The sequence below is a fragment of the Solwaraspora sp. WMMD937 genome, assembly GCF_029581175.1.
GTDB lineage: Bacteria > Actinomycetota > Actinomycetes > Mycobacteriales > Micromonosporaceae > Micromonospora_E.
The window spans coordinates 3048097-3071054 of sequence record NZ_CP120738.1; the positions used below are offsets into that span (position 1 = coordinate 3048097).

At 69.4% G+C, this 22958-nt stretch carries 16 protein-coding genes; 5 read left to right on the forward strand and 11 right to left on the reverse strand.

What is annotated here, in order from left to right; all coding sequences use genetic code 11:
• Positions 1-805 precede the first annotated feature (805 nt).
• Positions 806-3931: an AfsR/SARP family transcriptional regulator gene (locus tag O7621_RS13455; protein ID WP_282234264.1), complete on the forward strand. Its 3126-nt coding sequence runs from the start codon at positions 806-808 to the stop codon at positions 3929-3931.
• 41 nt (positions 3932-3972) lie between these two features.
• Here the strand turns inward: O7621_RS13455 and O7621_RS13460 are convergent, their stop codons facing one another.
• Both O7621_RS13460 and O7621_RS13465 read right to left on the reverse strand, forming a co-directional pair.
• On the reverse strand, positions 3973-5082 hold the full coding sequence (locus O7621_RS13460; RefSeq protein WP_282234265.1) for a ScyD/ScyE family protein: 1110 nt from the start codon (positions 5080-5082) through the stop codon (positions 3973-3975).
• Between the two features lie 126 nt (positions 5083-5208).
• On the reverse strand, positions 5209-5409 hold the full coding sequence (locus O7621_RS13465) for a hypothetical protein (protein ID WP_282234266.1): 201 nt from the start codon (positions 5407-5409) through the stop codon (positions 5209-5211).
• 202 nt (positions 5410-5611) lie between these two features.
• On the opposite strand from O7621_RS13465, the gene O7621_RS13470 reads away from it, so the two are divergent.
• Entirely contained in the window at positions 5612-6670 is a 1059-nt protein-coding gene (locus O7621_RS13470; protein WP_282234267.1) for a hypothetical protein, read from the forward strand.
• Positions 6671-6739: 69 nt separating this feature from the next.
• The gene (locus O7621_RS13475; RefSeq protein WP_282234268.1) at positions 6740-9562 is read left to right on the forward strand and encodes a LuxR family transcriptional regulator; all 2823 of its coding nucleotides are present in this window, start codon (positions 6740-6742) and stop codon (positions 9560-9562) included.
• A gap of 130 nt (positions 9563-9692) precedes the next feature.
• Here O7621_RS13475 and rfbA read toward each other — a convergent pair whose 3' ends face one another.
• From rfbA to O7621_RS13510, 7 genes are all read right to left on the reverse strand, one after another.
• Positions 9693-10577 (reverse strand): glucose-1-phosphate thymidylyltransferase RfbA, encoded by an 885-nt coding sequence (rfbA, locus tag O7621_RS13480; protein WP_282234269.1) that lies wholly within the window; start codon positions 10575-10577, stop codon positions 9693-9695.
• Between the two features lie 30 nt (positions 10578-10607).
• Entirely contained in the window at positions 10608-11828 is a 1221-nt protein-coding gene (locus tag O7621_RS13485) for a nucleotide disphospho-sugar-binding domain-containing protein (RefSeq protein ID WP_282234270.1), read from the reverse strand.
• 2 nt (positions 11829-11830) lie between these two features.
• Positions 11831-13258, reverse strand: a complete 1428-nt coding sequence (locus O7621_RS13490) for a hypothetical protein (RefSeq protein ID WP_282234271.1) — start codon at positions 13256-13258, stop codon at positions 11831-11833.
• Positions 13255-14559, reverse strand: coding sequence for an activator-dependent family glycosyltransferase (locus O7621_RS13495; RefSeq protein WP_282234272.1), 1305 nt, complete (start codon positions 14557-14559; stop codon positions 13255-13257). The genes O7621_RS13490 and O7621_RS13495 overlap by 4 nt, the downstream gene beginning before the upstream one ends.
• Before the next feature lie 20 nt (positions 14560-14579).
• Complete coding sequence (locus O7621_RS13500) at positions 14580-15851, reverse strand: activator-dependent family glycosyltransferase (RefSeq protein WP_282234273.1); 1272 nt, start codon at positions 15849-15851, stop codon at positions 14580-14582.
• Positions 15852-15857: 6 nt separating this feature from the next.
• Positions 15858-17186 (reverse strand): activator-dependent family glycosyltransferase, encoded by a 1329-nt coding sequence (locus O7621_RS13505; RefSeq protein ID WP_282234274.1) that lies wholly within the window; start codon positions 17184-17186, stop codon positions 15858-15860.
• Between the two features lie 151 nt (positions 17187-17337).
• Complete coding sequence (locus O7621_RS13510) at positions 17338-18126, reverse strand: TetR/AcrR family transcriptional regulator (protein WP_282234585.1); 789 nt, start codon at positions 18124-18126, stop codon at positions 17338-17340.
• A 191-nt stretch (positions 18127-18317) separates the two neighbouring features.
• Here O7621_RS13510 and O7621_RS13515 point away from each other — a divergent pair, with 191 nt between their 5' ends.
• Both O7621_RS13515 and O7621_RS13520 read left to right on the forward strand, forming a co-directional pair.
• Positions 18318-19280, forward strand: a complete 963-nt coding sequence (locus O7621_RS13515; RefSeq protein ID WP_282234275.1) for an ATP-binding cassette domain-containing protein — start codon at positions 18318-18320, stop codon at positions 19278-19280.
• Positions 19277-20092: an ABC transporter permease gene (locus O7621_RS13520; protein ID WP_282234276.1), complete on the forward strand. Its 816-nt coding sequence runs from the start codon at positions 19277-19279 to the stop codon at positions 20090-20092. Before O7621_RS13515 ends, O7621_RS13520 begins: the two co-directional genes overlap by 4 nt.
• Positions 20093-20258: 166 nt before the next feature.
• Here the strand turns inward: O7621_RS13520 and O7621_RS13525 are convergent, their stop codons facing one another.
• A complete protein-coding gene (locus O7621_RS13525; RefSeq protein WP_282234277.1) occupies positions 20259-21455 on the reverse strand; it encodes a class I SAM-dependent methyltransferase in 1197 nt (398 codons plus the stop codon).
• Between the two features lie 39 nt (positions 21456-21494).
• Positions 21495-22949, reverse strand: coding sequence for an NDP-hexose 2,3-dehydratase family protein (locus O7621_RS13530; protein WP_282234278.1), 1455 nt, complete (start codon positions 22947-22949; stop codon positions 21495-21497).
• Positions 22950-22958: the final 9 nt, after the last annotated feature.

Genomic DNA, 22958 nt, shown 5'->3' on the forward strand with positions numbered 1-22958 from the left:
TCGACGTCAGCCCGGAACAGCCATCGATGGCAGACCGGTCGCGTCTGCGATTCGCCGGCTGACATTCAGGTGTCGGTCGACTTTCGACGCCGGCGTCAATCGACTCTGATCGACATCGATGTCATTCAGGCGATCGCGGCGCCGCCGGTCAGGCGGGTACGGCGTATCGGTCTGAATTTCCCGTCGGTGCCCGGGTTGGCGGGCGTTGTTCGACGCGACGCCGGTGTCGGTGATGGCCGGCTGTCCGGCCCGGCCTGGTCGATTCCGGAGCCGTCCAACCTGGTTGGTTGCGGGGGTGTCCGGTCCTGTGTGGGTGGCGGGCCGGGTCGGTAGGCGTCGCTCGCGGCACGGCATGGCCCCTCCTGCCGGGGTCGACGGCGACCGGGGAGGGTTCGCGCTGTTCGCCGGCCGGGCGGCGGACTGCAGCCCCGCCGGCGCGTGACCATGATATATCCGACTTAAGCCGCATTTACCAAATGAAACCGGAGTCTATTTTCGCAGTACGGTCGGTAATTTGTCAGATGCGTGGACCCCGCCCGTTGTTCGCTTACTGTGGGTGACGATTCTTGTGCTGATCGGAGCTGTGGCGTGGCTTGTTGGCGACTCAGGCTATTCCTTGTGCGGGGTTGCGGCGGCATTTGTCGAATCTGACCGGCGGTAATCCCCTCGGTGGCGACGTCGTGGGCGGGGTAATCGATCTCGGACATATGTGGATATGCGGCCGCAATAGGGTGCTGGTGCCTGAAAGGCGGCGCGTGTATGGTGTGATGTGCGGAGGGTGCTCGACTCGGGGGTTCGTCGCGATATGTATGTCAAACTTCTCGGCGCACTGGAGTTGATAGGCTGCCGCCGATCACTGGATATTGGTGGGCCGCGGCAGCGTACCATTCTGGCAATGCTGGCGCTCGGCGTGAACCGTGTGACTCCCGTCGAGCAACTTGTCGAGGCGGTGTGGGATACCGACCCGCCGTCGACCGCCCGCGGTCAGGTGCAGACCTGCATTTCTTTGTTGCGGAAGCTGTTCGGAACGGCTGGGCGGCCGGACGTCATCCGGACCCATCCGCACGGCTACCTGCTCACCCTGTCCGGGGACGAACTGGACAGCGAGCTGTTCGCCGACCTCGTCGCGCAGGCGCGCCAGCAGACCGAACATGGACGGATCGCCGCTGCGGCCACGACGTTGCGTAAGGCGCTCGACCTGTGGCGGGGGCCGGCGCTCGCCGACATCCACAGCGGGCTGGTGCGCCGGGGGGCCGTGCTGCTGGACGACCAGCGGCTGTCCACTCTTGAGGAGCGGGTCCGGCTCGACCTCGCCCTTGGCCGCCACGAGGAGGTCGTCAACGAGCTGACCGCGCTGGTGCACGAGTATCCGCTCCGGGAACGGCTGTACGGCTACCTGATGCTCGCCAAGTACCGCTCGGGACGCCCCGCTGAGGCGCTGGAGGTCCGCCGGCACGCGCGCGCCGTGCTCGTGGAGGAACTCGGCATCGAGCCGGGGCAGGAACTGCAGGACCTGGAGCGGGCGATTCTGAATCGCGATCCGGCGCTGGATCAACAGCCCGTCTTTCCCCGGCCGGTGATAAATGCCGGCGTTGACGAGAAAGCTTCGTCGCTACAGCCGATCGTGCCGCACGAGGTGCCGTTCAGCATCGCCGACTTCACCGGGCGTGAGTCGCTGATAGGGCGGATAAAGGAAGCGCTGACCGGCGAGTCGTCGAATGAGCTGGCGCCGTACTCGATGCGGATTGTCGCTATCTCCGGTGTGGGTGGTGTGGGGAAATCGAGTCTCGCTTTCCGGGTGGCGCACGAGATCGCCGATCAGTTCCCCGACGGCCATCTGTACGGCGAATTCCAGAATCCGCAGGGCAGTGACACGGGTGCGGTGCTGTCCAGATTCCTCCGGGCGATGGGAGTGAGTGGTTCCACGATCCCCGACGATCTCCGGGAACGCGCGACGCTGTACCGCAGCACGCTGGCGGGCAGTCGGGTGCTGGTCGTGCTCGACGACGTCACCAGCGAAGACCAGATCCTTCCGCTGCTGCCCGGCAGCCCGACCTGCGCGGTCATCGTGACCAGCCGCCGACGGCTGGCCTGGCTTCCCGGAGCGCTGCGCGTCGATGTCGCACCCTTCGACGCAGCCCGGTCGATGGAACTGTTGCAGAAGATCGTCGGTGACGACCGGGCCCGCGCCGAGGAGCCGGCGGCGCTGGAGCTGATCCGCTTCTGCAACGGCCTGCCCCTGGCGCTGCGGATCGCCGGCGCACGGCTTGCGTCACGCCCGCACTGGCGGATCGCCGATCTGGTCCGCCGGCTGGGCAACGAGGCGCGCCGGCTGGACGAGTTCTCGCACGGAGGACTGGAGCTGCGGGCCAGCATCGGACTCACCTACCGGGGGCTGCCGGTGCGGGCGCAGCGGCTGTTCCGCCTCGTCGCCCTGGTGCAGGTACGCGACTTTCCGGCCTGGACGGCGGCGGCGTTGCTGGACACCGACCTGCTGGACGCGGTCGACCTGCTGGAGAGCCTGGTCGACGCCCGCATGCTCGACACCGTCGAGTACGCCGGCAACCGGGTCCGCTACAGCTGCCACGACCTGATCCGGGTCTACGCCCAGGAGATGCTTAGCGCCACCGAGAGTCCGGCGCAGCGGGACGCCGCCGTCGCCCGCGTTCTCGGTGCCTGGCTCACCCTTTCCGACGAGGCGCACCGCAAGGAGTACGGCGGCGACTTCACCCTGCTGCACGGAGACGCCCCTCGTTGGCGTCCGCCGTGCCAGGGTCCGTCGTCCAGATCCGCACTGGACTGGTGGGGCGCCGAGCGGGACTGGTGGGACAACGAGCGGTTCGCGATCGTCGCGGCCATCCGACAGGCCGCCGCGTACGGGATGCACGACCACTGCTGGGATCTGGCCCTCACCTCGGTGACCCTGTTCGAGAGCAAGGGCTACTACGAGTTGTGGCGGGAGAGCGCGGAGATCGGGCTGGCTGCGACCACCCAGGCCGGCAACCGCAACGGGCAGGCAGCCATGCTCTACTCGTTGGGCACGCTGCATATGTTCCAGAAGCGGCTCGCCACCGCCGGGGAGTACTTCGCCGCGGCGCTGTCGATCTTCCGAAGTGAGCAGAACACCCACGGCTGCGGGCTGGTGCTGCGCAACGTGGCGTTGATCGAAGGGCTGCGTGGGGACACCTCGGCGATGCTGAGCAACTACGAGCGATCTCTCACCGCGCTCCGCGCCGTCGGTGACGAGATGGGCGAGGCGCAGATCCTGCGCAGCGTCGCCAAGTTCTGGATCGACGAGGGGGAGACCGAGCGTGGCCGGTCACTGCTGGAGGAGGCGCTGACCATCTGCCTCAAGGTGCGGTGTCTGCGCGGCGAGGCCCAGGTGGTGCACCAGTTCGCCCATCTTCATCTGAGCACCGGGCAGATCAAGCTGAGCCGGCAGGCGCTGCACCGGGTCCTGCTGATCGTACGCAACATCGGTGACCGGATCGGCGAGGTGTACGCGCTCTACGGCCTCGGTATCGTCGACACCCGCGACGGACGGCCGGAGCGGGCCGAGCAGACCCTCCTGCACGCTCTGGACCTGGCCCGGCGGGTCGGGGAACGGCTCGTCGAAGGGGAGGCGCTGTACGCGTTGGGCGAGCTGTGCCTGTCCACCGGGAGGACCGTCGCCGCGGCGAAGTACCTGGCTGGGGCGAGCCGGTTGTTCGAGGACCTCGGCTCGGTGCTGTGGCAGGCGCGGACATTGAGCGTGCTCAGTGACCTGCACGCGATGAACGACAACCTCAACGAGGCGGCGGACAGTCTGGAACGGGCCGCGCGACTGCTGGCCGAGCTGGACTCCAAACAGGCCGCGCGCTGGTTGGATCAGATCCGGTCCAGCCGGTCGGCCTTGGAACTCGCCGCACCGCAGCGGGCCGGCCGCCGGTGACGGTGCGGTTGTCCCGCCGCCGGGACAACCGCACCGGTCGGTCACGGCAGGCGCAGCTTCACGATCTCGCCGATGCCGGGAGACACGCCCTGGCTCGTGGCGTAGACGTCGTCGCCGGAGACCGCGATGCCGGTCGGCGCGATCAGCCCTTCCGGCGAGAAGTGGGTCTTGCTTCCGTCGTGCTCGACACGGACGATCTCGCCGTGACTCGGCGGGAAGATCGCGCCGTTCTTGGCCATCGAGAGCGTCAGCAGCCGCCCCTGACGGTCGAAGGCGAGGTCGGTGAGCAGGGTGAACCCGTCGGCGAAGACGGTCGGTTCCTGTCCGGGCACCACCCGGTAGACCCGGGCGGTTCCCGCGACGACGCTCAACTCGGCCACGTACAGCGCCCCATCCGGGCCGACCTCGACGGCGGTGGGCGCGCTCTGTAGCTGCCAGCCGCCGCCGACGTCCTTGGTCGGGAACACCGCCAGCGTCTTGATCCGGCCGCCCCGGGTGGCCCAGAGCAGATCGTTGCCGCCGGCGTCGGCTACCGCGAAACCGCCCCGGAACGGAACCATCCCGTACGGGTTGGACTCGATCTCGGCGCCGGCGGGTGCCCCGGCACCGCCGTCGGGGTTGTGCCGCGCCTCGTGGACGCCGAAGTCGGCGCCGAGCCGTACGTGCCCGGCGCCGGGGCAGATGAAGTGCAGCAGCCGGCCCATCTCGGGACCGTTGGCGCCGAACGGGTTCTCCCCGGTGACCGGGTCGATTCCCGAGGTGGACATGAGCACCGTCAGTCGGCCGTTGCGCAGCGACAGGTCGGCCGGGCCGGTGGCGTACGAGCCGTCGGTGGGCGCGCCGAGTGACGGCAGCCCCTCGATGACCCGGCTCACGACCCCGTCGCGGACGGTGGTGATGGCCCCACTGTGCCCCAGGCACTGCTCGCCCTCAGGGGTGATGATGCACTGTAGGTCACCGCCGACGCCGGCCTCCGCCACCCAGATGGTGCCCCGGTCGACGACCAGGTGGCGAGGGTTGTTCAGTCCGCTGGCGACGACCTGCAGGGTGGGCTGGGGACTGCCGGCCTGGGCGGCGGTCGTCGCGCCTGGTGACAGCACGACGGCGAGGCCCGCTGTCACCGCCAGGGTATGTCTGGCCAGTCTTTTCATCAGGATCCTCTCTGGAAACGATCACCCCGGGCACGCCGAGGGCCAGGTGTGACAAGTGGAGCCGATGGTCGGATCCCCATCGAGGTGGTCCACCAGCGGGTCTAGCCGGCTCGCCGCCCGTCCTCGTCACCAGTGCATGTCGCGGGGATCACTGGTTGCTTCGGCCGGGACGGAACCGGCCTGCGCCTGCGGCCCGGCGGCGGTTGCCGTCACGGCTCCGACGAACATGGCGGCGGCCGCGAGCAACCCGAGCAGCTGCGGTGTGGACGGGGTCCTCGCCGTACGTTCGCGGGTTGACGTCGGGCTCAACTCCCGGTGGAATCCCATGTCCTGTCGCCTCCGTGTCGTGTCTCGACGCATCCGTTGGTGGACCAACCGCAGCATGTCGCGTCGCGCTCTCGACGGACTCTTGGTCCACTGAGAGCACATCGAGAGCGTTCGGGAAGCCGCCGTGGCTAGCCTGCCGCCCAGAGCGCCGCGTCACGTTGAGCGGCCTCCTGGTCACCGGCTGGAGGGAGCCACTGTCGAGATGAGCGGCCGCGTCCTTCAGCTCAACACCGCCGAGCTGGTCAGCGCGCTGCACGCGGTCGACGCGGTCGACCTGCTCGCTGAGGAGCTACGCGACGGGGTGACCGGGAAGGTGGGGGACGACATGCCGGACGGACGCATCATCCAGCTGCCGGGGCCGGATGATCTCGTCCTGCTGGATGACCAGCGGGTCGGCCGGCGCTGCGTGCTGCCGGCCCGAGCGCTTGCCGCCTCCCGGATGGCGGCGCTCGCCACCATCGCGGTCCGGGCGTTGGTGACCCCGGGCGCGGTGACCGCAGCAGTGCTCGGTCCGGGATCCGCGACCAGCTTGCTGCTCCCACTGATCCTCGGCCGGGCCGGTGGGCTCAGCCACGTGGCGATCTTCCACGGCGCCGGGGCGTCCTCGCAGGAGCACGTCCAACCGCAGCTGCTGGCCGAGCTCGACCGGGCAGGTGTCGGCTGGACGGTGACCGAGGCGGCGGCTGACGCGGTTTTCGGCGCCACCCTGGTGGTGGGTCTGGTGCCACGACCGGACCGACTGGACATCGGTGTCCCGGCGAGCGGTGCGTTGCTGATCAACACCGCCAGGGTGGGCTTCGCCGGCGGGGTGGTTGACCAGGTACGGCAGATCTATGTAGACGACGCGTCGCTGAGCCGGCCGGGAGATCCCGGCCGATCCGTCGCCTACGAGCGCACCGTCGATGGCGACATCGCCTACGAGCCGTCGCCCTGGTGTGTCGACTCGTCACCTGAGGAGACGTGGCTGGCGCCGCACGGCACACATCCGTCGCAGGCAGCCGCTGGGGCTCGCCGGTTCGGCGGCCTGTGGCCGCGCCGACGTCGAACGGGCCGACCGGGCAGGTCGAGCCGTGGTGTCCGGCCGATCGAAGCCGAGTTGGGACAGCTGCTGACCGGTGAGCACGCCGGTCGTACCGGCGCCGACGACATCCTGCTGGTCGACCTGCTCGGGGCGTGGGCGCTCGACGTACGGCTCGCCTGCACGTTGCATCGCGTGGCGCTGTCCCGTGGATTCGGGGTGCAGCGTGACGAGTGGCCGTGACCGGTGCGACGACCATATCGACCGCGCGGATGGGGGAGTCCGCGCGACCAAACAGGTTGGGGGAAAACCATGTTGGTAGAACGAAACGGAGAACTGTCGTCACTGACCGATTTGCTGGCCGAGAGCGCTGCGGGACGCGGCAGGGTCGCCCTGGTCCGGGGCGGTCCGGCCACCGGCAAGACCGAGCTGCTGCACGCGTTCGCCGAGCGCGCCGCGGCAACCGGGGCGCTGGTGCTGAGCGCGACGGGCGCCAGGGCCGAGCGTGAGCTGCCGTTGGGGGTTGTCTGGCAGCTGATCCGCAGCGCGTCGCTGGCGCCCGAGATTCCCGGCCGGATGGCGGAACTGACGCTTCCGGCGGCTCTGCCCGGACCTGGCGGCACGCCGCACAGCGGCGGGCTGGACGCACGGGCGGTGCACGGCTTGTGCGCCCTGCTGCTGGAGCTCGCGGCCGACCGGCCGGTGGTGATCGCTATCGACGACATTCAGTTCGCCGACCGACCGTCCCTGCAGGTGCTGGTCAGCCTGCGGCGGCGGATCCGGCCGGCCCGCGTACTGATGGCGATGACCGAGTGGGAGTGGCCCAGCCTGCCGCGTTCCCAACTGCACGCCGAGGTGGCCCGGCAGCCGCACGCCCGGATCACTGTTGCCCCGTTGACCTGTGCCGGCACCGCCGACCTGGTGGCTCGCCGGCTGGGCGGTTCCGGGACACCCGCCGGGCTCGCCGCCCGGATGCACGCCATCACCGGCGGGAACCCGCTCCTGACCCATGCGCTGATCGAGGACCAGCTGCGGGCCGCGAACGCCGCGAGAGCGGCAGACACGGCCGGCGCCGCAGACGCCTCAGGCGCGGCGAACCTGGCGGGTGCGGCGTGCGCCGCGCCGGTCGCCGGGCCGGTGTTCCACCAGGACGTCTGGGACTGCGTGACCCGCTGGGACGAGGAGATCCTGGTGGTGGCGCGGGGCATCGCGTTGTTCGGTGAGTGCGCCACCCAGGAGCTCACCGCACAGCTGCTCCGGCTGGCCGACCGGCCCCTCGGACCCGCCTTCGACGTGCTGAGGGCCGCCGGGCTGGTGGTCAGCGACCGCATCCGCCATCCGGTGATCCGCGACATCCTGCTGGCGGGCATCGCTCCGGAGAAGCTCGCCGGGTGGCACCTGCGGGCGGCCGAACTGCTGTACGGGCGGTCGGCGGAGACGGTCGAGGTCGCCCGGCACCTAGTGGCCGCCAGCGCGGTCCCGGGGCCATGGGCGGTACGCCTGCTGCGGCACGCGGCGGAACAGATGATCGCCGAGGACGACCGGTTCGCGATCGGCTGCCTCGACCTGGCGTTGCGCAACTGCGACGACGATGAGCGGCTGGCGTTGCGGGCCGTGCTGGCCCGGCTGGCCTGGCGGGCGAATCCGTCCGCACTCGCCCCCCACCTGCCCCAGCTACGTACCGCGCTGAGTGCCGGAACCCTGCCCTGGCGGGACGCCGTACCGGTGATCCGCCACCTGCTCTGGCAGGGAGAGCTGACGGCTGCCCTCGACGCCGTCAACGCCGTCGGTGAACGCCACGGTCCGGCGGACGCCACCAGTCTCATCGAGCTGCGCCTGACCTTGGAATGGGTGTACGGGCCGATCTGGCAACGGCTGGCCGAGCCGGTGCAGGGCTGGCTCGTGTCCCCGGCCCCGACAACCGGCGGACCGCTGGCCAGGGCGGCGCGGCTCACGCTGGCCCGATCCGCGACACCACCGGTGGGCAGCGCGGAGCACGCGTTGCAGAGCTGCGCGGGTGAGGCGCCACCGGAAGTCGCCGCCCTGGCGTTGCTGGTGCTGGAGTACGCCGGACGCCCCGAGCACGCCCGGCACTGGGCGCAGACCCTGCTCGACAGCACTGATCGGCGCCGCACCGGGGCCGGGCGCGCGTTGCTGAGTTGGGTCCGGGCCGACCTCGCCTGGCGGCGGGGTGATCTGGCCGGTGCGGACGTGGCGGCGGCGGAGGCGTTGGCGATCCTGCCGGCGCGTGACTGGGGGGTGCTCGTCGGACTGCCGCTGGCGACGATGGTCCTGGCCCGCACCGCCATGGGACGCCTCGATGGGGCGGCCGCGCTGCTGGACGCCGCCGTCCCCGAGGCGATGTTCGACACCGTCGCCGGTGCCCACTACCTGTACGCCAGCGGCAGTCACAGTCTGGCCGCCGGCCGGCCGCTGGCCGCGGTGGACGAACTGGAGCGCTGTGGTGAACTGCTCAAGCGGCTGGCTGTCGACGTACCGGCGATGATCCCGTGGCGTTGCCCGCTCGCCCGGGCGTACCTGCAAGTCGGCCTGCGGGGCAAGGGCCGGCACCTGGTCTCCGATCAGCTGGAGCGGGCGGGGGACCGGGCGCGTGGCGCCGCGCTGCGGGTCCTGGCCGCCGTCGGCGCGTCGCGAGACCGGACCGAACTGCTGTATCAGGCCATCGAGGTGCTGGAACGCTGCGGCGACCGGCTCGAGTTGGCGTACGCGCTGGCCGACCTGAGCCAGGCGCACCGGGAAGTTGGCGACCTCGGGCAGGCCCGGTTGGTGCTGCGCCGCGCCGAACAGGAACTCAAGGTCTGCCAGGCGGCGGGCGGACCGGTCGAGGTGGGGGCGGCGGCCGAGCCGACGTCGGCCGCAGACGTCGGCCCGACCGGCGTCGTCGCGTTGAGCGAGGCGGAACGTAACGTGGCCGCGCTGGCCGCACTGGGGCACACCAACCGGGAGATCGGCCGCACGTTGTATATCACCGTCAGCACCGTCGAGCAGCATCTCACCCGGGTCTACCGGAAGCTGAAGGTGACCCGCCGCGCCGATCTGCCGTCTGAGCTGTTGCAGTACGACGTCTCCGGCCAGTCACCGATGTCTCCGGCCCGTACCCTCGTGGCCCGCTGATCCGGCTGCACCCGGTCCGGGGCGGTGCTCCGTCCGGGGTGAGTGCCCCGCCCGACATGTCGGCACGCCGGGCGGGGCACTTCGGGCGGGTGCGGCGTACCGCCGCCGGATCGCACGTCACCCCGGGCTGTCAGCCGGTCCTCGATCGGTGCTCGGCCGCCACCATCATCAGGTACTGGCCGTATCCGGTCTTCGCCAGACCAGCCCCGGCCGCGTGACACGCCTCGGCGCTGATGAACCCCATCCGAAGTGCGATCTCCTCGACGCAGGCGATCCGCAGCCCCTGGCGTTGCTCCAGCGCCTGCACGTACTGCCCGGCCTGCAGCAGCGAGTCGTGGGTGCCGGTGTCCAGCCAGGCGAACCCGCGACCGAGCTCGACCAGCCGGGCCTTGCCCCGGTCGAGATACACCTGGTTGACGTCGGTGATCTCCAGCTCGCCGCGCGCCGACGGGCGGACCTTCTTGGCGATGTCGATCACGTCGTTGTCGTACAGGTACAGACCGGTGATCGCGGTGTTGCTCCGCGGCCGCTCCGGCTTCTCCTCCAACGAGATCAGGTTGCCCGCCTGGTCGGTTTCGCCCACGCCGTAACGCCACGGGTCGGTCACCGGATAGCCGAACAGCACGCAGCCGCCGAGCTGACGGGCGCTGCTCTGCAACACCTCGGGCAGGCCGGGCCCGTAGAAGATGTTGTCACCCAGGATCAGCGCGACCGAGTCGTCCCCGATATGGTCCGCGCCGATGATGAAGGCATCGGCCAGCCCGCGTGGCCTGGGCTGCTCCGCGTAGCTGATGCTGATGCCCAGCGCCGACCCGTCACCGAGTAGCCGCTGGAACTGCGGCAGGTCACGCGGGGTGCTGATCAGCAGGATCTCGGTGATGTCGGCGAGCATGAGTACCGACAGCGGGTAGTAGATCATTGGTTTGTCGTAGACCGGCAGTAGCTGCTTGGACATCGGCAATGTCACCGGATGCAGACGGGTCCCCGACCCGCCAGCGAGGATGATGCCCTTCACCTGTCACTCCCTACCGAACGAGCACGCGGTTCAACGGCCCGCCAACTTCTCCAGGTTCGTCACCAGGTCGACCGGGGTCGGCCTGAGCCGAATCTCGTCTCGGACCGCACCGGCACGGGCCCGGTATCCGGGGTCGGACACCAGCGCCAGCACCGCGTCGCGTACCCGCCGCCGGTCGGCGAGGTCGCCCTGCAGGTGGATGCCGACACCGGCGGTGTGCAGCCGCTCTGCGGTGACCGTGGTCTCGGTGGTGAAGGTGATCGGCAGCTGCGGTGTGCCGGACACGAGCGCGGTCATCGTGTTGCCGCTGCCGCCGTGATGGACGATCGCGGCGCAACCGGGCAGCAGCAGCCGCAGCGGCATGCGTTCCAACACCCGGACCCCCGCCGGCACCACGCCGAGCGCCGCCACGTCCGCCGCGGTGGCGGTGACGACCACCTCGAGGTCGAGACCGTCGAGGCTGGATATCAGCTCGGGCAGCAGGTAGGAGTTCGGTCCCGACATCGTGGACAGCGCCGTCGACCAGGCGATGCAGACCCGGGGCCGGGCCGGAGCATCGAGCAGCCAGGCCGGCTCCGGGGCGCAACCGTTGTACGGCACGTACCGCAGCGGCACCCGCTCGCCACCGACCGGCGGGGCGACCGCCGCCGGACACGGATCGACCACATGGGTGATCAGGTCGAGACTGAATTCGCCGACACCGTGCCGGGCGAACGACCCGCTGATGTCGGTCGGCACGATCCGCCGGTGCTCCGGCTCGTCGGTGCCCACCGGACCCCACAGGCACAGCAGCGCCGGAACGCCGATCACCCGGGCGGCCAGCAGGCCCTCAAGGCTCGTGGGGTCGTGCAGCACCACGTCCGGTCGCCAGCGGCGGGCGTACTCGACCGCCGCGTCGAATCCGCGCGCCGCGCGGGCGGCCAGCTCCGGTTCCACGGTACGGCGGTACGCGGCGAGGTCGAACTCGTCCAGGCTGCGCAGTGGTTCGCCGGTCAGCGGATGCAGCGGCAGCCACGGGTAGCGCCACCGGCCCTCGGCGGCTTCCCGGTAGTACTCCAGCCGGTTGCTGGTGACGATGTCGACGCCGTCGAGCACCGGTACCGGGATCAGCCCGGTGTTCGACACCGCGGCGGTCTCCGACGCGGGGCACAGCACCCGGACCTCGTGTCCCATGGCCTGCGCGGCCCAACCGACGGCGATCATCGTCGAGTAGTGGGTCGACCACGACGAGACGGTGAACAGCACTCGCATCCTCAGTGTCCTCCGGACTTCGCGGGAATCGGCTCGGCGGAGACGAAGACCGGAGTGCAGCCGACCGGCAGGTGCACCCGGCCGTCGCGCGACGTCACCGGTACCGCACGGCCCAGCGCGTCGACCGCGTACGCCCGCTGCGCCGTCCAGAACCAGTCGAACTGCACGTCGGGCTCGTCCTCGCCGTGGAACGGGTCCCGGTCGATCCAGGTGACCAGCAGCGGTTCGCGTCCCGGCCGCCGCACGTCGAACAGGTACTGCTGCGGCCGATCCCCGACCGGGACCCGTTCGACCCGCTCGGCCCCGTCGAGCTGGCCGGACACCAGGGCGAGTGCCTCGGCGTTGGGATGACGCACCGCGAGCTCGTCACCGGCGTAGTCCATCAGCGCGAACGTCCGGAACATCACGTCCATCAGCGAGTACGGGTTGGCGAAGCCGGCGGCCTCCGGCGCGAGGTTCCAGCAGGCGGTACGCCGGACACCGACAGAGAACGCCAGCAGGTTGCGCATCACGATCTCCCGGCACGCGATCCGGTAGCGTTTGTCTTCGAGGTCGGGTGGGCAGTCGAGCAGGAACATCTGCAGCGTCGGCGGCAACGTCTCGCGTCGGGCGTACAGCCTGGCGATGGCCTCGTGCTCGGCCTGGCGGCCGTGCTGGCCGGCGGCCTCGGCCGGCTCCTTGAGGATCGCCATCGCCTCCGGGAACAGCGCCGGCCACGGCCCGTTGTACTCGCCGGCCACCACCGGCTTCTCGTAGCCGAACTTGCGCATCTGGTCGCGGACCGATTCCACGTGTTCGGGGATCATCGTCGTCGGGCCGTACAGATGCAGGTCGAACAGGTCGAAGTGGTCCCGGCCCTGGTCGAGCAGCAGATCGAAGAACCGGCGCTCGTGACTGTCCGGTGCCGACAACGGAAGCATGAACGGCGCGCCGCCGAGGACCACCGACGCCTGCGGGTCCACCTTCTTGACCGCCTTGTGCAGCACCTTGAGCTGGGCGAGGTACTCCGGCGCGGTGCCGGCCCACAGCATCGCGTTGTCGGTCGGCTCGTTGTCGCACTGCCAGTAGTGCACCCGGCCGGCGCAGTGCCGGACCAGCCGTTCGACGAACTTGCCGTACCGCCGCAGGCTCTTGGCCGGTGACGGCGGCAGCAGCCGGGTCGGTACCCGGGTGGCCCAGGGCGAGCTGGAGCAGACCGTCACCCAGATCTCCTCGGTGCCGTCGAGCTGATCGAACAGGGTGTCGACGACGTCGAAGTCGAAGCGGCCGGACACCGGCTCGATCTGCGACCAGTAGACGTACACCCGGATCAGGCCGGCGTTCATGGCGCGGACATGGGGCACGAAGCGCTCCGGGCGGCCGTACATGCCGTAGCTGATGCCACGGACGACCCCCAGGCGAACTCCGAAGTTGGGCGGCGAAGTGGTCACGATCGCAGGCTCCATGAATCGGCGGCGAGTTGTTCGAGTTGGGTGGTGACGTCGTTGGGGGTGGGGGTGGTGAGTATGTCGTGTTGGACGTCGGTGGCGTGGTGTCGGTAGGTGGGGTCGGTGAGGAGTTGGTGCAGGGCGGTCTTGACGGTGTCGGGGGTGAGGGTGTGCGGGTCGAGGTGGATGCCGGCGTGGCGGTTGTGCAGGTGGGTGCCGAGGTCTTTCTCGTCCCACCAGGGGGCGGGGACGGTGAGGCTGGGGATGCCGTGGACGAGGACGTTGCCGAGGGTGCCGAAGCCGCCGTGGTGGATGATGGCGGTGCAGGTGGGGGCGAGTTCGTTGAGGGGGACGAAGTCGACGGCGCGGACGTTGTCGGGCAGGGTGGTGACGGCGGCGAGTTGGTCCGCGTTGAGGGTGGCGACGAGTTCGATGTCGAGTTCGGCCAGTGCGGTGAGCAGGTCGGCCACGGAGACCAGGTCGCCGCCGAGCAGCTCCCGGCCGGACACGCCCAGGGAGAGGCAGACCCGTGGCCGCCGTGGCGGATCGTAGATCCACCGTGGGATCGCGCTCGGCCCGTTGAACGGCACGTACCGCATGGCCAGCCGGTTCACCGACAGCGCCAGCTGCATCCACGCCGGGGTCGGGTCGATCGTGACCTGCCCGGTCATCAGCTCCCTGGCCAGTTCGGGGGTGACCACGGTGTCGACGCCGGCGCGGGCCAGCCGGCCGGTGAGCCAGTCGGCGACCGGGTCGTCGCGCCGGTCGGCGGGCTGCTCGTCGAGCAGCGCCCGGTAGTTGTCGTACATCCGGGATATGTAGTCGATGCCGAACAGCATGCGCGCGTGCGCGGCGCCGCAGGCGCGCGCGGCGATCGCCCCGGCGAAGGTCAATGCGTCCCAGATCACCAGGTCGGGCTGCCAGCCACGGGCGAACTCCACCAGGTCGTCCAGCATCACCTGGTCGGTCAGGTACTCGTAGTCCGCCGAGCAGCCCATCGTGAAGGCACCGAGCACGTAGTTCCAGGTGAGGCGCTCCGACCGGGTCTCGGTCATGCCGGAGGTCAGGCTCTCCCAGGTGGCGCCGGTTCCGGCGCTGTCGTCCCCTTTCTCCTGCAACGATCCCATCATGTTGAGCTCGTTGCCGACCGGCACCCCGGTCAGGCCGGTCCGTCCGATGGTCTCCATCAGGTCGGGGTGGCTGGCGACGCAGACCTCGTGGCCGGCGGCGCGCATCGCCCACAGCACCGGCACCAGGTTGTACAGGTGGGGCTTTGTCGCGAACACGGTGGCGAGTACGCGCATGGCGGAATCTCCCGGACGGACTAGGCCCGCGGACCGGCCGCGAGTTGTTCGAGTTGGGTGGTGACGTCGTTGGGGGTGGGGGTGGTGAGTATGTCGTGTTGGACGTCGGTGGCGTGGTGTCGGTAGGTGGGGTCGGTGAGGAGTTGGTGCAGGGCGGTCTTGACGGTGTCGGGGGTGAGGGTGTGCGGGTCGAGGTGGATGCCGGCGTGGCGGTTGTGCAGGTGGGTGCCGAGGTCTTTCTCGTCCCACCAGGGGGCGGGGACGGTGAGGCTGGGGATGCCGTGGACGAGGACGTTGCCGAGGGTGCCGAAGCCGCCGTGGTGGATGATGGCGGTGCAGGTGGGGGCGAGTTCGTTGAGGGGGACGAAGTCGACGGCGCGGACGTTGTCGGGCAGGGTGGTGACGGCGGCGAGTTGGTCCGCGTTGAGGGTGGCGACGAGTTCGATGTCGAGTTCGGCCAGTGCGGTGAGCAGGTCGGCCACGGAGACCAGGTCGCCGCCGAACAGGTCCCGGCCCGACATGCCCAGGGAGAGGCAGACCCGTGGCCGCCGTGGCGGATCGTAGATCCACTGCGGAACGTTGGCCGCGCCGTTGAACGGTACGAACCGGACCGGCAGGACCGGCAGTCCGAGTGGCAGCTGCATCCACGCCGGGGTCGGGTCGATCGTGACCTGCCCGGTCATCAGCTCCAGCGCGTCCGACGGGCCGAATTCGCAGCCGTAGCGACCGAGCCGGCCGGTGAGCCAGTCGGCCACCGGGTCGTCGCGCCGGTCGGCGGGCTGCTCGTCGCGCAGCGTCACGAAGTGTCCGTACATCTGGGTGATGTAGTCGATGCCGAACAGCATGCGGGCGTGCGCGGCGCCGCAGGCGCGGGCGGCGATCGCCCCGGTGAAGGTCAACGCGTCCCAGATCACCAGGTCGGGCTGCCAGCCACGGGCGAACTCCACCAGGTCGTCCAGCACCGTCTGACCGGCGAAGAACTCGTACTCGACCGCGCACGCGACAGTGAGTGCGCCGAGGGCGTGCTCCCAGGTCGGCTCCTCGCCTGCGGCGACGAGCATGCCGCCGCCGTGCGCCCGGAACGTCTGCCCACGGGGGCCGTGCGCCGACCGGCCCATACTGAGCGGATCACCGACCGCAACAGCGGTCAGGCCGGCGTTGGTGATCGCCTCGACCAGGTCCGGTTGGCTGGCCACCCGGACGTCGTGCCCGGCGGCCTGCAGCGCCCACGCCATGGGAACCACGTTGTACAGGTGGGTCTTGACGGCGATGACGGTGACCAGGACGCGCATTGCGGTTCACCTGCTTCCGACTGGCTGGGGATCGGCAGCGCGGTGCCGCGCCGTCAGCCGCTCCAACTGCGGGACCAGTTCGTGCGGACTCGGCGCGTCCAGAAGCTCGGCGCGGACCTGTGCGGCGTGGTCGGCGATCTGCGGATCGGTGAGCAGGCGGGCGAGCCGGTCACGCAGCGCGGCCCGGGACAGTTCGTCGTGGTCCAGCAGGAACCCGGCACCACGTCCCTGCAGATGCTGGGCCAGCCGGGCGGCGTCCCACCAGGGCGCCGGGATCACGATCCCAGGTACGCCGTGCGCCAGCACGTTGCCGGTGGTGCCGAATCCGCCGTGGTGGATCACCGCCGAGCAACTGGGCAGCAACTCGTTGAGCGGGACGAAGTCCACCACCCGGACGTTGTCCGGTAGCCGGTCGACCGAGGCGAGTTGTTCGGCGTTGAGCGTCGCCACCACCTCGACGTCGAAGTCAGCGAGCGCGTCCAGTAGATCGGACACGGTGGTGAGGTCACTGCGGGAAAGCTGGTCGCCACCGAACAGTTCCCTGCCGGACACCCCGAGTGACAGACAGACGCGTGGGCGTGCCGGGGGGGCGAGCACCCACCCGGGCACACTGGTCGGACCGTTGAACGGCACGTAGCGCATGGGCAGGTACGGCAGGTCGAGGGGGAGCCGCATCCAGGCAGGGGTGGGGTCGATCGTCCACTGGCCGGTCATCAGTTCCAGGTCCTGGTACTGCTCGTAGGAGCAGCCGTAGCGGGCCAGGCGTCCGGCCAGCCAGTCGGAGACCGGGTCGTCCCGGCACTCCGGTGGCTGCCGGTCGAGCATCGCGCGGTAGTCGGCGTACATCCGGAACACGTAGTCCTGCCCGAAGAGGATGCGGGCGTGGGCGGCCCCGCTGGCGCGGGCGGCGATCGCCCCGGCGAAGGTCAGCGCGTCCCAGATCACCAGGTCGGGCTGCCAGCCACGGGCGAACTCGACCAGGTCGTCCGTCACGGCCTGGCCAGCCAGGTACTCGTACTCCATGGAGCAGCCGACGGTGAACACGCCGAGGACGTAGTTCCAGGTGAGCCTGGCCGGGTCGAGCTCGCTGAGCCCGGTCAGGCGCTGCCATGGTGCGCCGCCGGAGCCGTCGTCCGTACCGCTCTGGAAGGCCGTGACCATGTCGAGTTCGCTGCCGACCGGGACCGCGGTGAGGCCGGTCGCGGCGATGATCTCCGCGAGGTCCGGTTGACTCGCGATCCGGACCTCGTGCCCGGCTGCTTGCAGCGACCAGGCCAACGGGACCAGATTGTAAAAGTGTGGTTTGGCGGCGAACACCGTGAACAGTACGCGCATGAACTGCTCCGCAGCATGTCGAGGGTTGTTCGTGCGTGACGCCTCGGTTCAGGTGCTTGTTCGACGTCGGCCTGAATAACCCTCATTGTTGGGTGCGCTCACCCCGTATCGGAAATTACGGACCGAGCCTAGCCGTGAAATGCGATTGTGGTTAACCCCTATCTGCCCCTAGCTGTGCGCGTCGAGTCACGTAGACGTGGATGCCTTCCAGGAGTTGTCGCAGACCGAACTCGAGGTTGGGAATGACGTCGCTGTCCGGGCCGGTGGGTGCGGCCGGAGTGGCGAACGTCCCGGCGGCGAGCAGGCGGGCGAGGGTCGGGAACCGCTCGGCGTTGACGACCGTCGCCAGGGCTTGTTCGTAGCCGGGACCGTCGCCGGTGGGCTCGGCACCGGCCGGGGCCATGTCGAGGGAGATCCGGGCCATACCCTGGGTGGCGCCGCTGAGGAACAGACTGACCGAGACCATCTCGTCGTAGCCGAGTCCGCTGTCGGCGATCGCGCCGAGCAGGCTCTCGAACCAGGCCAGCTGGTTGGGCCCGATCGGGTAGCTGACCCGGACCTGCAGCATCCACGGATGGCGCTGGTACCGGCCCCAGATGGCCTTGACCCAGGTCTCGACCCTCGCCTGCCAGCCGCCAGCCACCGAGTCGAGGTCCGGCGGACCACCGGAGGCGACGTCGGTCATCGCCTCGACCAGGTGGGACTTGCTGGGTACGTAGCGGTACAGCGACATCGCGGTGAAGTCCAGCCGCTTGGCGACCTGCTGCATCGAGACCGCGTCGAGCCCTTCCTCGTCGGCGATCTCGATCGCGGTCAGCACGATCTTGTCGACACTCAGCGCCGGCTTGGGGCCGGGGCCGGACCGGGGGGCCCGCGTGTCGCGCCAGAGAAACTCGAAGGAGGGGGCGGCCGCGCCGCCTCTGTTCTGCCCAGATGCCATGCCCACCGCCCGCTCGTTGACGTCCTGTCGGAACCATGTATACCATAAACACATCAGTTTGACCCCCATACTGTTAGCGTAGAGACTGTCAGAGTCGATCAACCCGCCGGTGGCGCGCGTCCGTCGCGTCCTGCCGGGGTTCAACCATTCCTGCCAGCCGTGCCTGACCAAGCAACAACAGAAGGAGTCCGATGAGCGAGTCAGGAATCCGGATACGTGATCTCCGGAAGAAGTACCAGAAGGTCGAGGTGCTCAAGGGGGTCGACCTTGACGTGAAGCGGGGCACCATGCTCGCGCTGCTCGGCCCGAACGGGGCAGGCAAGACCACCGTCGTCAAGGTGCTGAGCACGCTCAGTCGGCCCACCAGCGGTGAGGTCCTCGTCAACGGCTACGACGTGGTCAAGCAGCGCAACGGCGTACGCAGCTCGATCGGCCTGGTCAGCCAGTTCGTCTCCCTGGACTGGATGCACACCGGGCGGGAGAACCTGATCATGATGGGCCGCCTGCACCGGCTGAGCACGGCCAACGCGACGCTGCGCGCCCAGCAGCTGCTGGAGCAGTTCGACCTGGTCGACGCCGCGGACAACCGGGTGAAGACCTACTCCGGCGGGATGAAGCGGCGGCTCGACCTGGCGGCGAGTCTGATCGTCCCGCCGTCGGTGCTGTTCCTCGACGAGCCCACGACCGGCCTCGACCCGCGCAGCCGGGCGACGATGTGGGAGGCGATCAAGCAACTGCTCGCCGCCGGCATCACCATTCTCCTCACCACGCAGTACCTCGAGGAGGCCGACCAGCTGGCGGACCGGATCGCGGTCATCGACGACGGGCGGATCATCGCCGAGGGCACCGCGGCCGAGCTCAAGCAGGGAGTCGGCAAGGAACGGGTGGAACTCGTCCTGGCCAGCGTCAGTGACTACGCCCGGGCCGTCGAACTGATTGACGGCGAGGGTATCCAGCGCGACGAGGTGACCCGGAGCATCAGCATCTTCATCGACGGTGCCGCGCACGTCAAGCGGTTGCTCGACCTGCTGGAGCAGCACGGTCTGGAGATCGACTCGTTGTCGCTGACCAAGCCGACTCTCGACGACGTGTTCTTCGCGCTCACCCACCGCGAGGACGCCACCACCACCGACCACGCAGGAGCGATGCAGTGACGACGACCGTACCGGCCACTGAGGGCGTGGTCCTGCCGGAGAAGCGATCCAAGCTGTACTGGGCCGTCAGCGACACGCGCGTCCTGATCGGACGGCACGTGCACCACCTGACGCGCAGCCCGGACCAGATTTTCACCGCGATCATGTTGCCGGCGGTGATGCTGCTGATGTTCCGCTTCATGTTCGGCGGAGCCATCGACGTCGGTGCCACCACCTACATCAACTATCTGGTGCCGGGCATCCTCGTCATCGCCGTGACGATGATCTCCGTCTCCACGACGCTGGCCGTACAGTCCGACATGCAGGAAGGCGTGGTCGACCGGTTCCGGGCGATCGCGATGCTGGACTCAGCGGTACTGACCGGGCACATCGTGGCCGCTGTCATCCGGGGCATGATCGCCCTCGTGGTCATGGTCGGTCTCGGCCTGCTGGTCGGCTTCCGGCCGTCCGCGTCGGTCATCGAGTGGCTTCTGGCGGCGGCCATGCTGCTGCTGTTCGCCTTCTCGCTGGCGTGGGTGTCGGCGGTGCTGGGACTGGTCGCCAAGAGCGTCGACGGTGCCAGCGGACTCGGCCTCATCCTGATGTTCAGCCCGTACGCCAGCACGGCGTTCGTACAGGCCGAGACGCTGCCGGACGGGCTGCGCGCCTTCGTCGAACACCAGCCGGTGACGCTGGTCGTGGACACCGTACGCCAGCTGCTGCTGGGCCGCCCGGTCGGGGACACCGGCTGGCAGGCGGTCCTCTGGTGGGTGGCCATCCTCTGTGTGGCGGCGCCCCTGGCCACCCGGATCTACCGTAAGCGTTTCGCCTGACGGCTTTACCCCCCACGGCGTCGCCCGCCGGCGTTTCCCCCGACGTCGGCGGGCGACGCCCCCTTGTCCGCCGTCCGCCGGGCCCGACCAGCCTGGTGGGGCGCACGGTGCCGGGCCCGACCAGACCTGGTCGGGCCCGACGTTCGAAGCTGCGGCACGGTGGGCGCTAGACGATGTGCACCTGTGGGACGTACAGAATCCACTGGCCGCCGGCCTCGCGGAAGGCCCGCTCCTTCGCCATGATCTCCTCGGCGTGGTTCCAGGCGAACAGCAGCGCGAAGTCCGGGTACGGGTCGGCGAAGGCCTCCACCGGACGGACCGGGATGTGGGAGCCGGGTGTCAACCGGCCCTGCTTGGCCGGGGTCGTGTCACAGACGAACGGGATCAGATTCGGCCCGATCCCGCAGTAGTTCGCCATCGTGGAACTCTTGGCGGTGGCTCCGTACCCGACGATCCGTGCCCCGCCGGCGCGCAACTCGTGCAGCAGCGCGACCAGGTCGTCGCGGATACGTTGCACGCGGGCCGCGAACCGCTCCAGGGTGACCAACTCGGCCAGGCCGCGGGCCTGCTCCGTGCGCAGCGCGTCGGCGACAGCCGGCGACGGCGCACGCCGGCCCGGCCGGGCGATCGTGTACCGGATCTGGCCGCCGTGCACCGGCAGCCGCTCGATGTCGACCAGCTCGAACCCGTACCGGGTGGCGAGCGCGCCGACCGCCCGGACGGTGAAGAAGAAGACGTGTTCGTCGTAGATCTGGTCGAAGCTGGTCCGTTCGATGATCTCCCCGAGGTACGGGTCCTCGAAGACGAAGACCCCGTCCGGGGCGAGCAGCACGTCCAACCCTTCGAAGATCGGTCGCAGGTCGGTGACCCCGCAGATGGTGTTGGCCGCATACACCACGTCGGCGGCTCCGTCCGTGTCGCGGATCCGTGTCGCGGCGTCCACGTCGAAGAACGCCCGGTGTGCCCGTACGCCGGTGGCACCCGACGGCTCGACCGCGAGATGCCGTACGCCGGCGTCGCCACAGGTCCGCAGCATCACCCCGTCGTTTGCGCCGATCTCGACGACGAAGGGATCCGCGCCGGTCAGCTCGGTCTCCAGGAACCGGCGGGCGGTCTGCTCGAAGTGCTTGCACATCACCGACGATGCCGCCGAATGGTACGGGTAGCCCTGGTGATGGGCGCGCTCCGGCGGTACCGCGTCGATGAGCTGCACCAGTGTGCACGACTCGCACATGCCGACCGCGAGGCGGAAGAAGTACTCCTGGTCGAGCTCGCCCGGTCGGGGGAAGGCCGACGACAGCGGCTGCCGCTCGAAATCGAAGAATTCCCGGATGGGATGGCTGCAGACCCGACAAGGTGACATACCGCACAGCCTCCGTGATCGTGGTTGGGGGAACCCGGCTCATCCGCCGGACAGGCTGTGCAGACAAGCGATCAGACTGCGTGCCTCGACGTTGACGTAGTGGCTGTGTTGGAGCAGGTCGACGAGCTGGTGCAGCGGCATCCACCGGAAGTTGGGTTCGTCGAACTGCCGATCGGCCGGTACCTCCACGACCAGATAGCGGTTGCGGGCGTGGTAGAACCGGCCGCCCTCCTCGGAGAGCGTGACGTCGTAGCGCACCTGCTCCGGGCGGGCGTCGAGCACGACGTCGAGAAACCGTGGCCGGGCGGCCGCCGGAAGGTCCCGGTAGTTGCCGGGGGCGCACTGTACCGTCGGAGCCAACTCGGCCACGTCCTTGTAGCCGGGCTGGACCATCGCCCTGACCAGGGCGTGCAGTACCCCGTCGACGCGGGCGACCAGGAACGCGGCGATCCCCTCCTCGCACGGCCTGATCATCGGCTGGCTCCACTGGTCCACCTCCCGCCCCCTGGCGCGAACGTGCACTCCGATGACCTCGAAGAACCGTCCGCTCTCGTGGCTGATCAGGCCGTCCTGGCGGCACCAGCCCGGCAGCCCGCGCAGTGGTACGTCGGTGGTCCACACCTCGGCCCTGGTCCGGACATCGGTCAGCCAGTTGAGGATCTCGCTGGTGGTGTGCCGGCCGCCGTGTTCGACGCTGCACGAGCGGACCAGCGCCGCGCGGAAGTTGTCGGCCGTGTCGGGGAAGGCGGTCAGCAGGCCGCTGCCGGAGAACGGCAGACAGGCCAGTACCGTGCGGGCGTCCATGTTGATGACGTCGTCCACGGCGAGCAGTTCGTGGATCTGCCCCAGGGTCAGCCAGCAGAACCCGGGAAGCAGTTCGACGTCCTCGGTCACCTCGATGACCATGTTGCGGTTGCGCTTGTGGTAGAACCAGGAGCCCTGTTCGGACTGCCGTACGTCCGCCAGGATGTGGTGCCGTGCCGGCTCACGGAAATAGTCCAGGTAGGGCACGGCCCGGCCCTGGTGGACGGCGGTGTAGTTGCTCCGGGTCGCCTGGACGGTGGGGGAGAGCTGCAGGCCGTTGCAGTTGCCCGGTTCCACCTTCGCCTGCATCAGGCAGTGCAGCACCCCCCCGAACTTCTTGACCAGGATGCCGAGAATGCCGACCTCCGGCTGGTGGATGATCGGCTGACTCCACTGTGGCACAGGCCCGTCCGGCACCTGGATGTCGAGCCCGCGGATGGTGTAGAACTTGCCACTGCGGTGGGCGATGTCCCCACTGTCCGGGTCGGTGTGCCAGCCCTGCATCTCGTCCAGGGGGATCCGCTCGACGTCGGTGTAGGAGTGCTCACTCAGCGCCGAGAACCAGGTGAAGAAGCCTTCCAGCTGTCCGAACGGGCTTACTCTGGAAAGCACCGACTCGGCGATCTGCGCGGGTGTCGCGGGGTTGTCCCGACCGCGCAGGTCGACAGGATACGTTCGGGGGACGGTCATGGGCTGCTC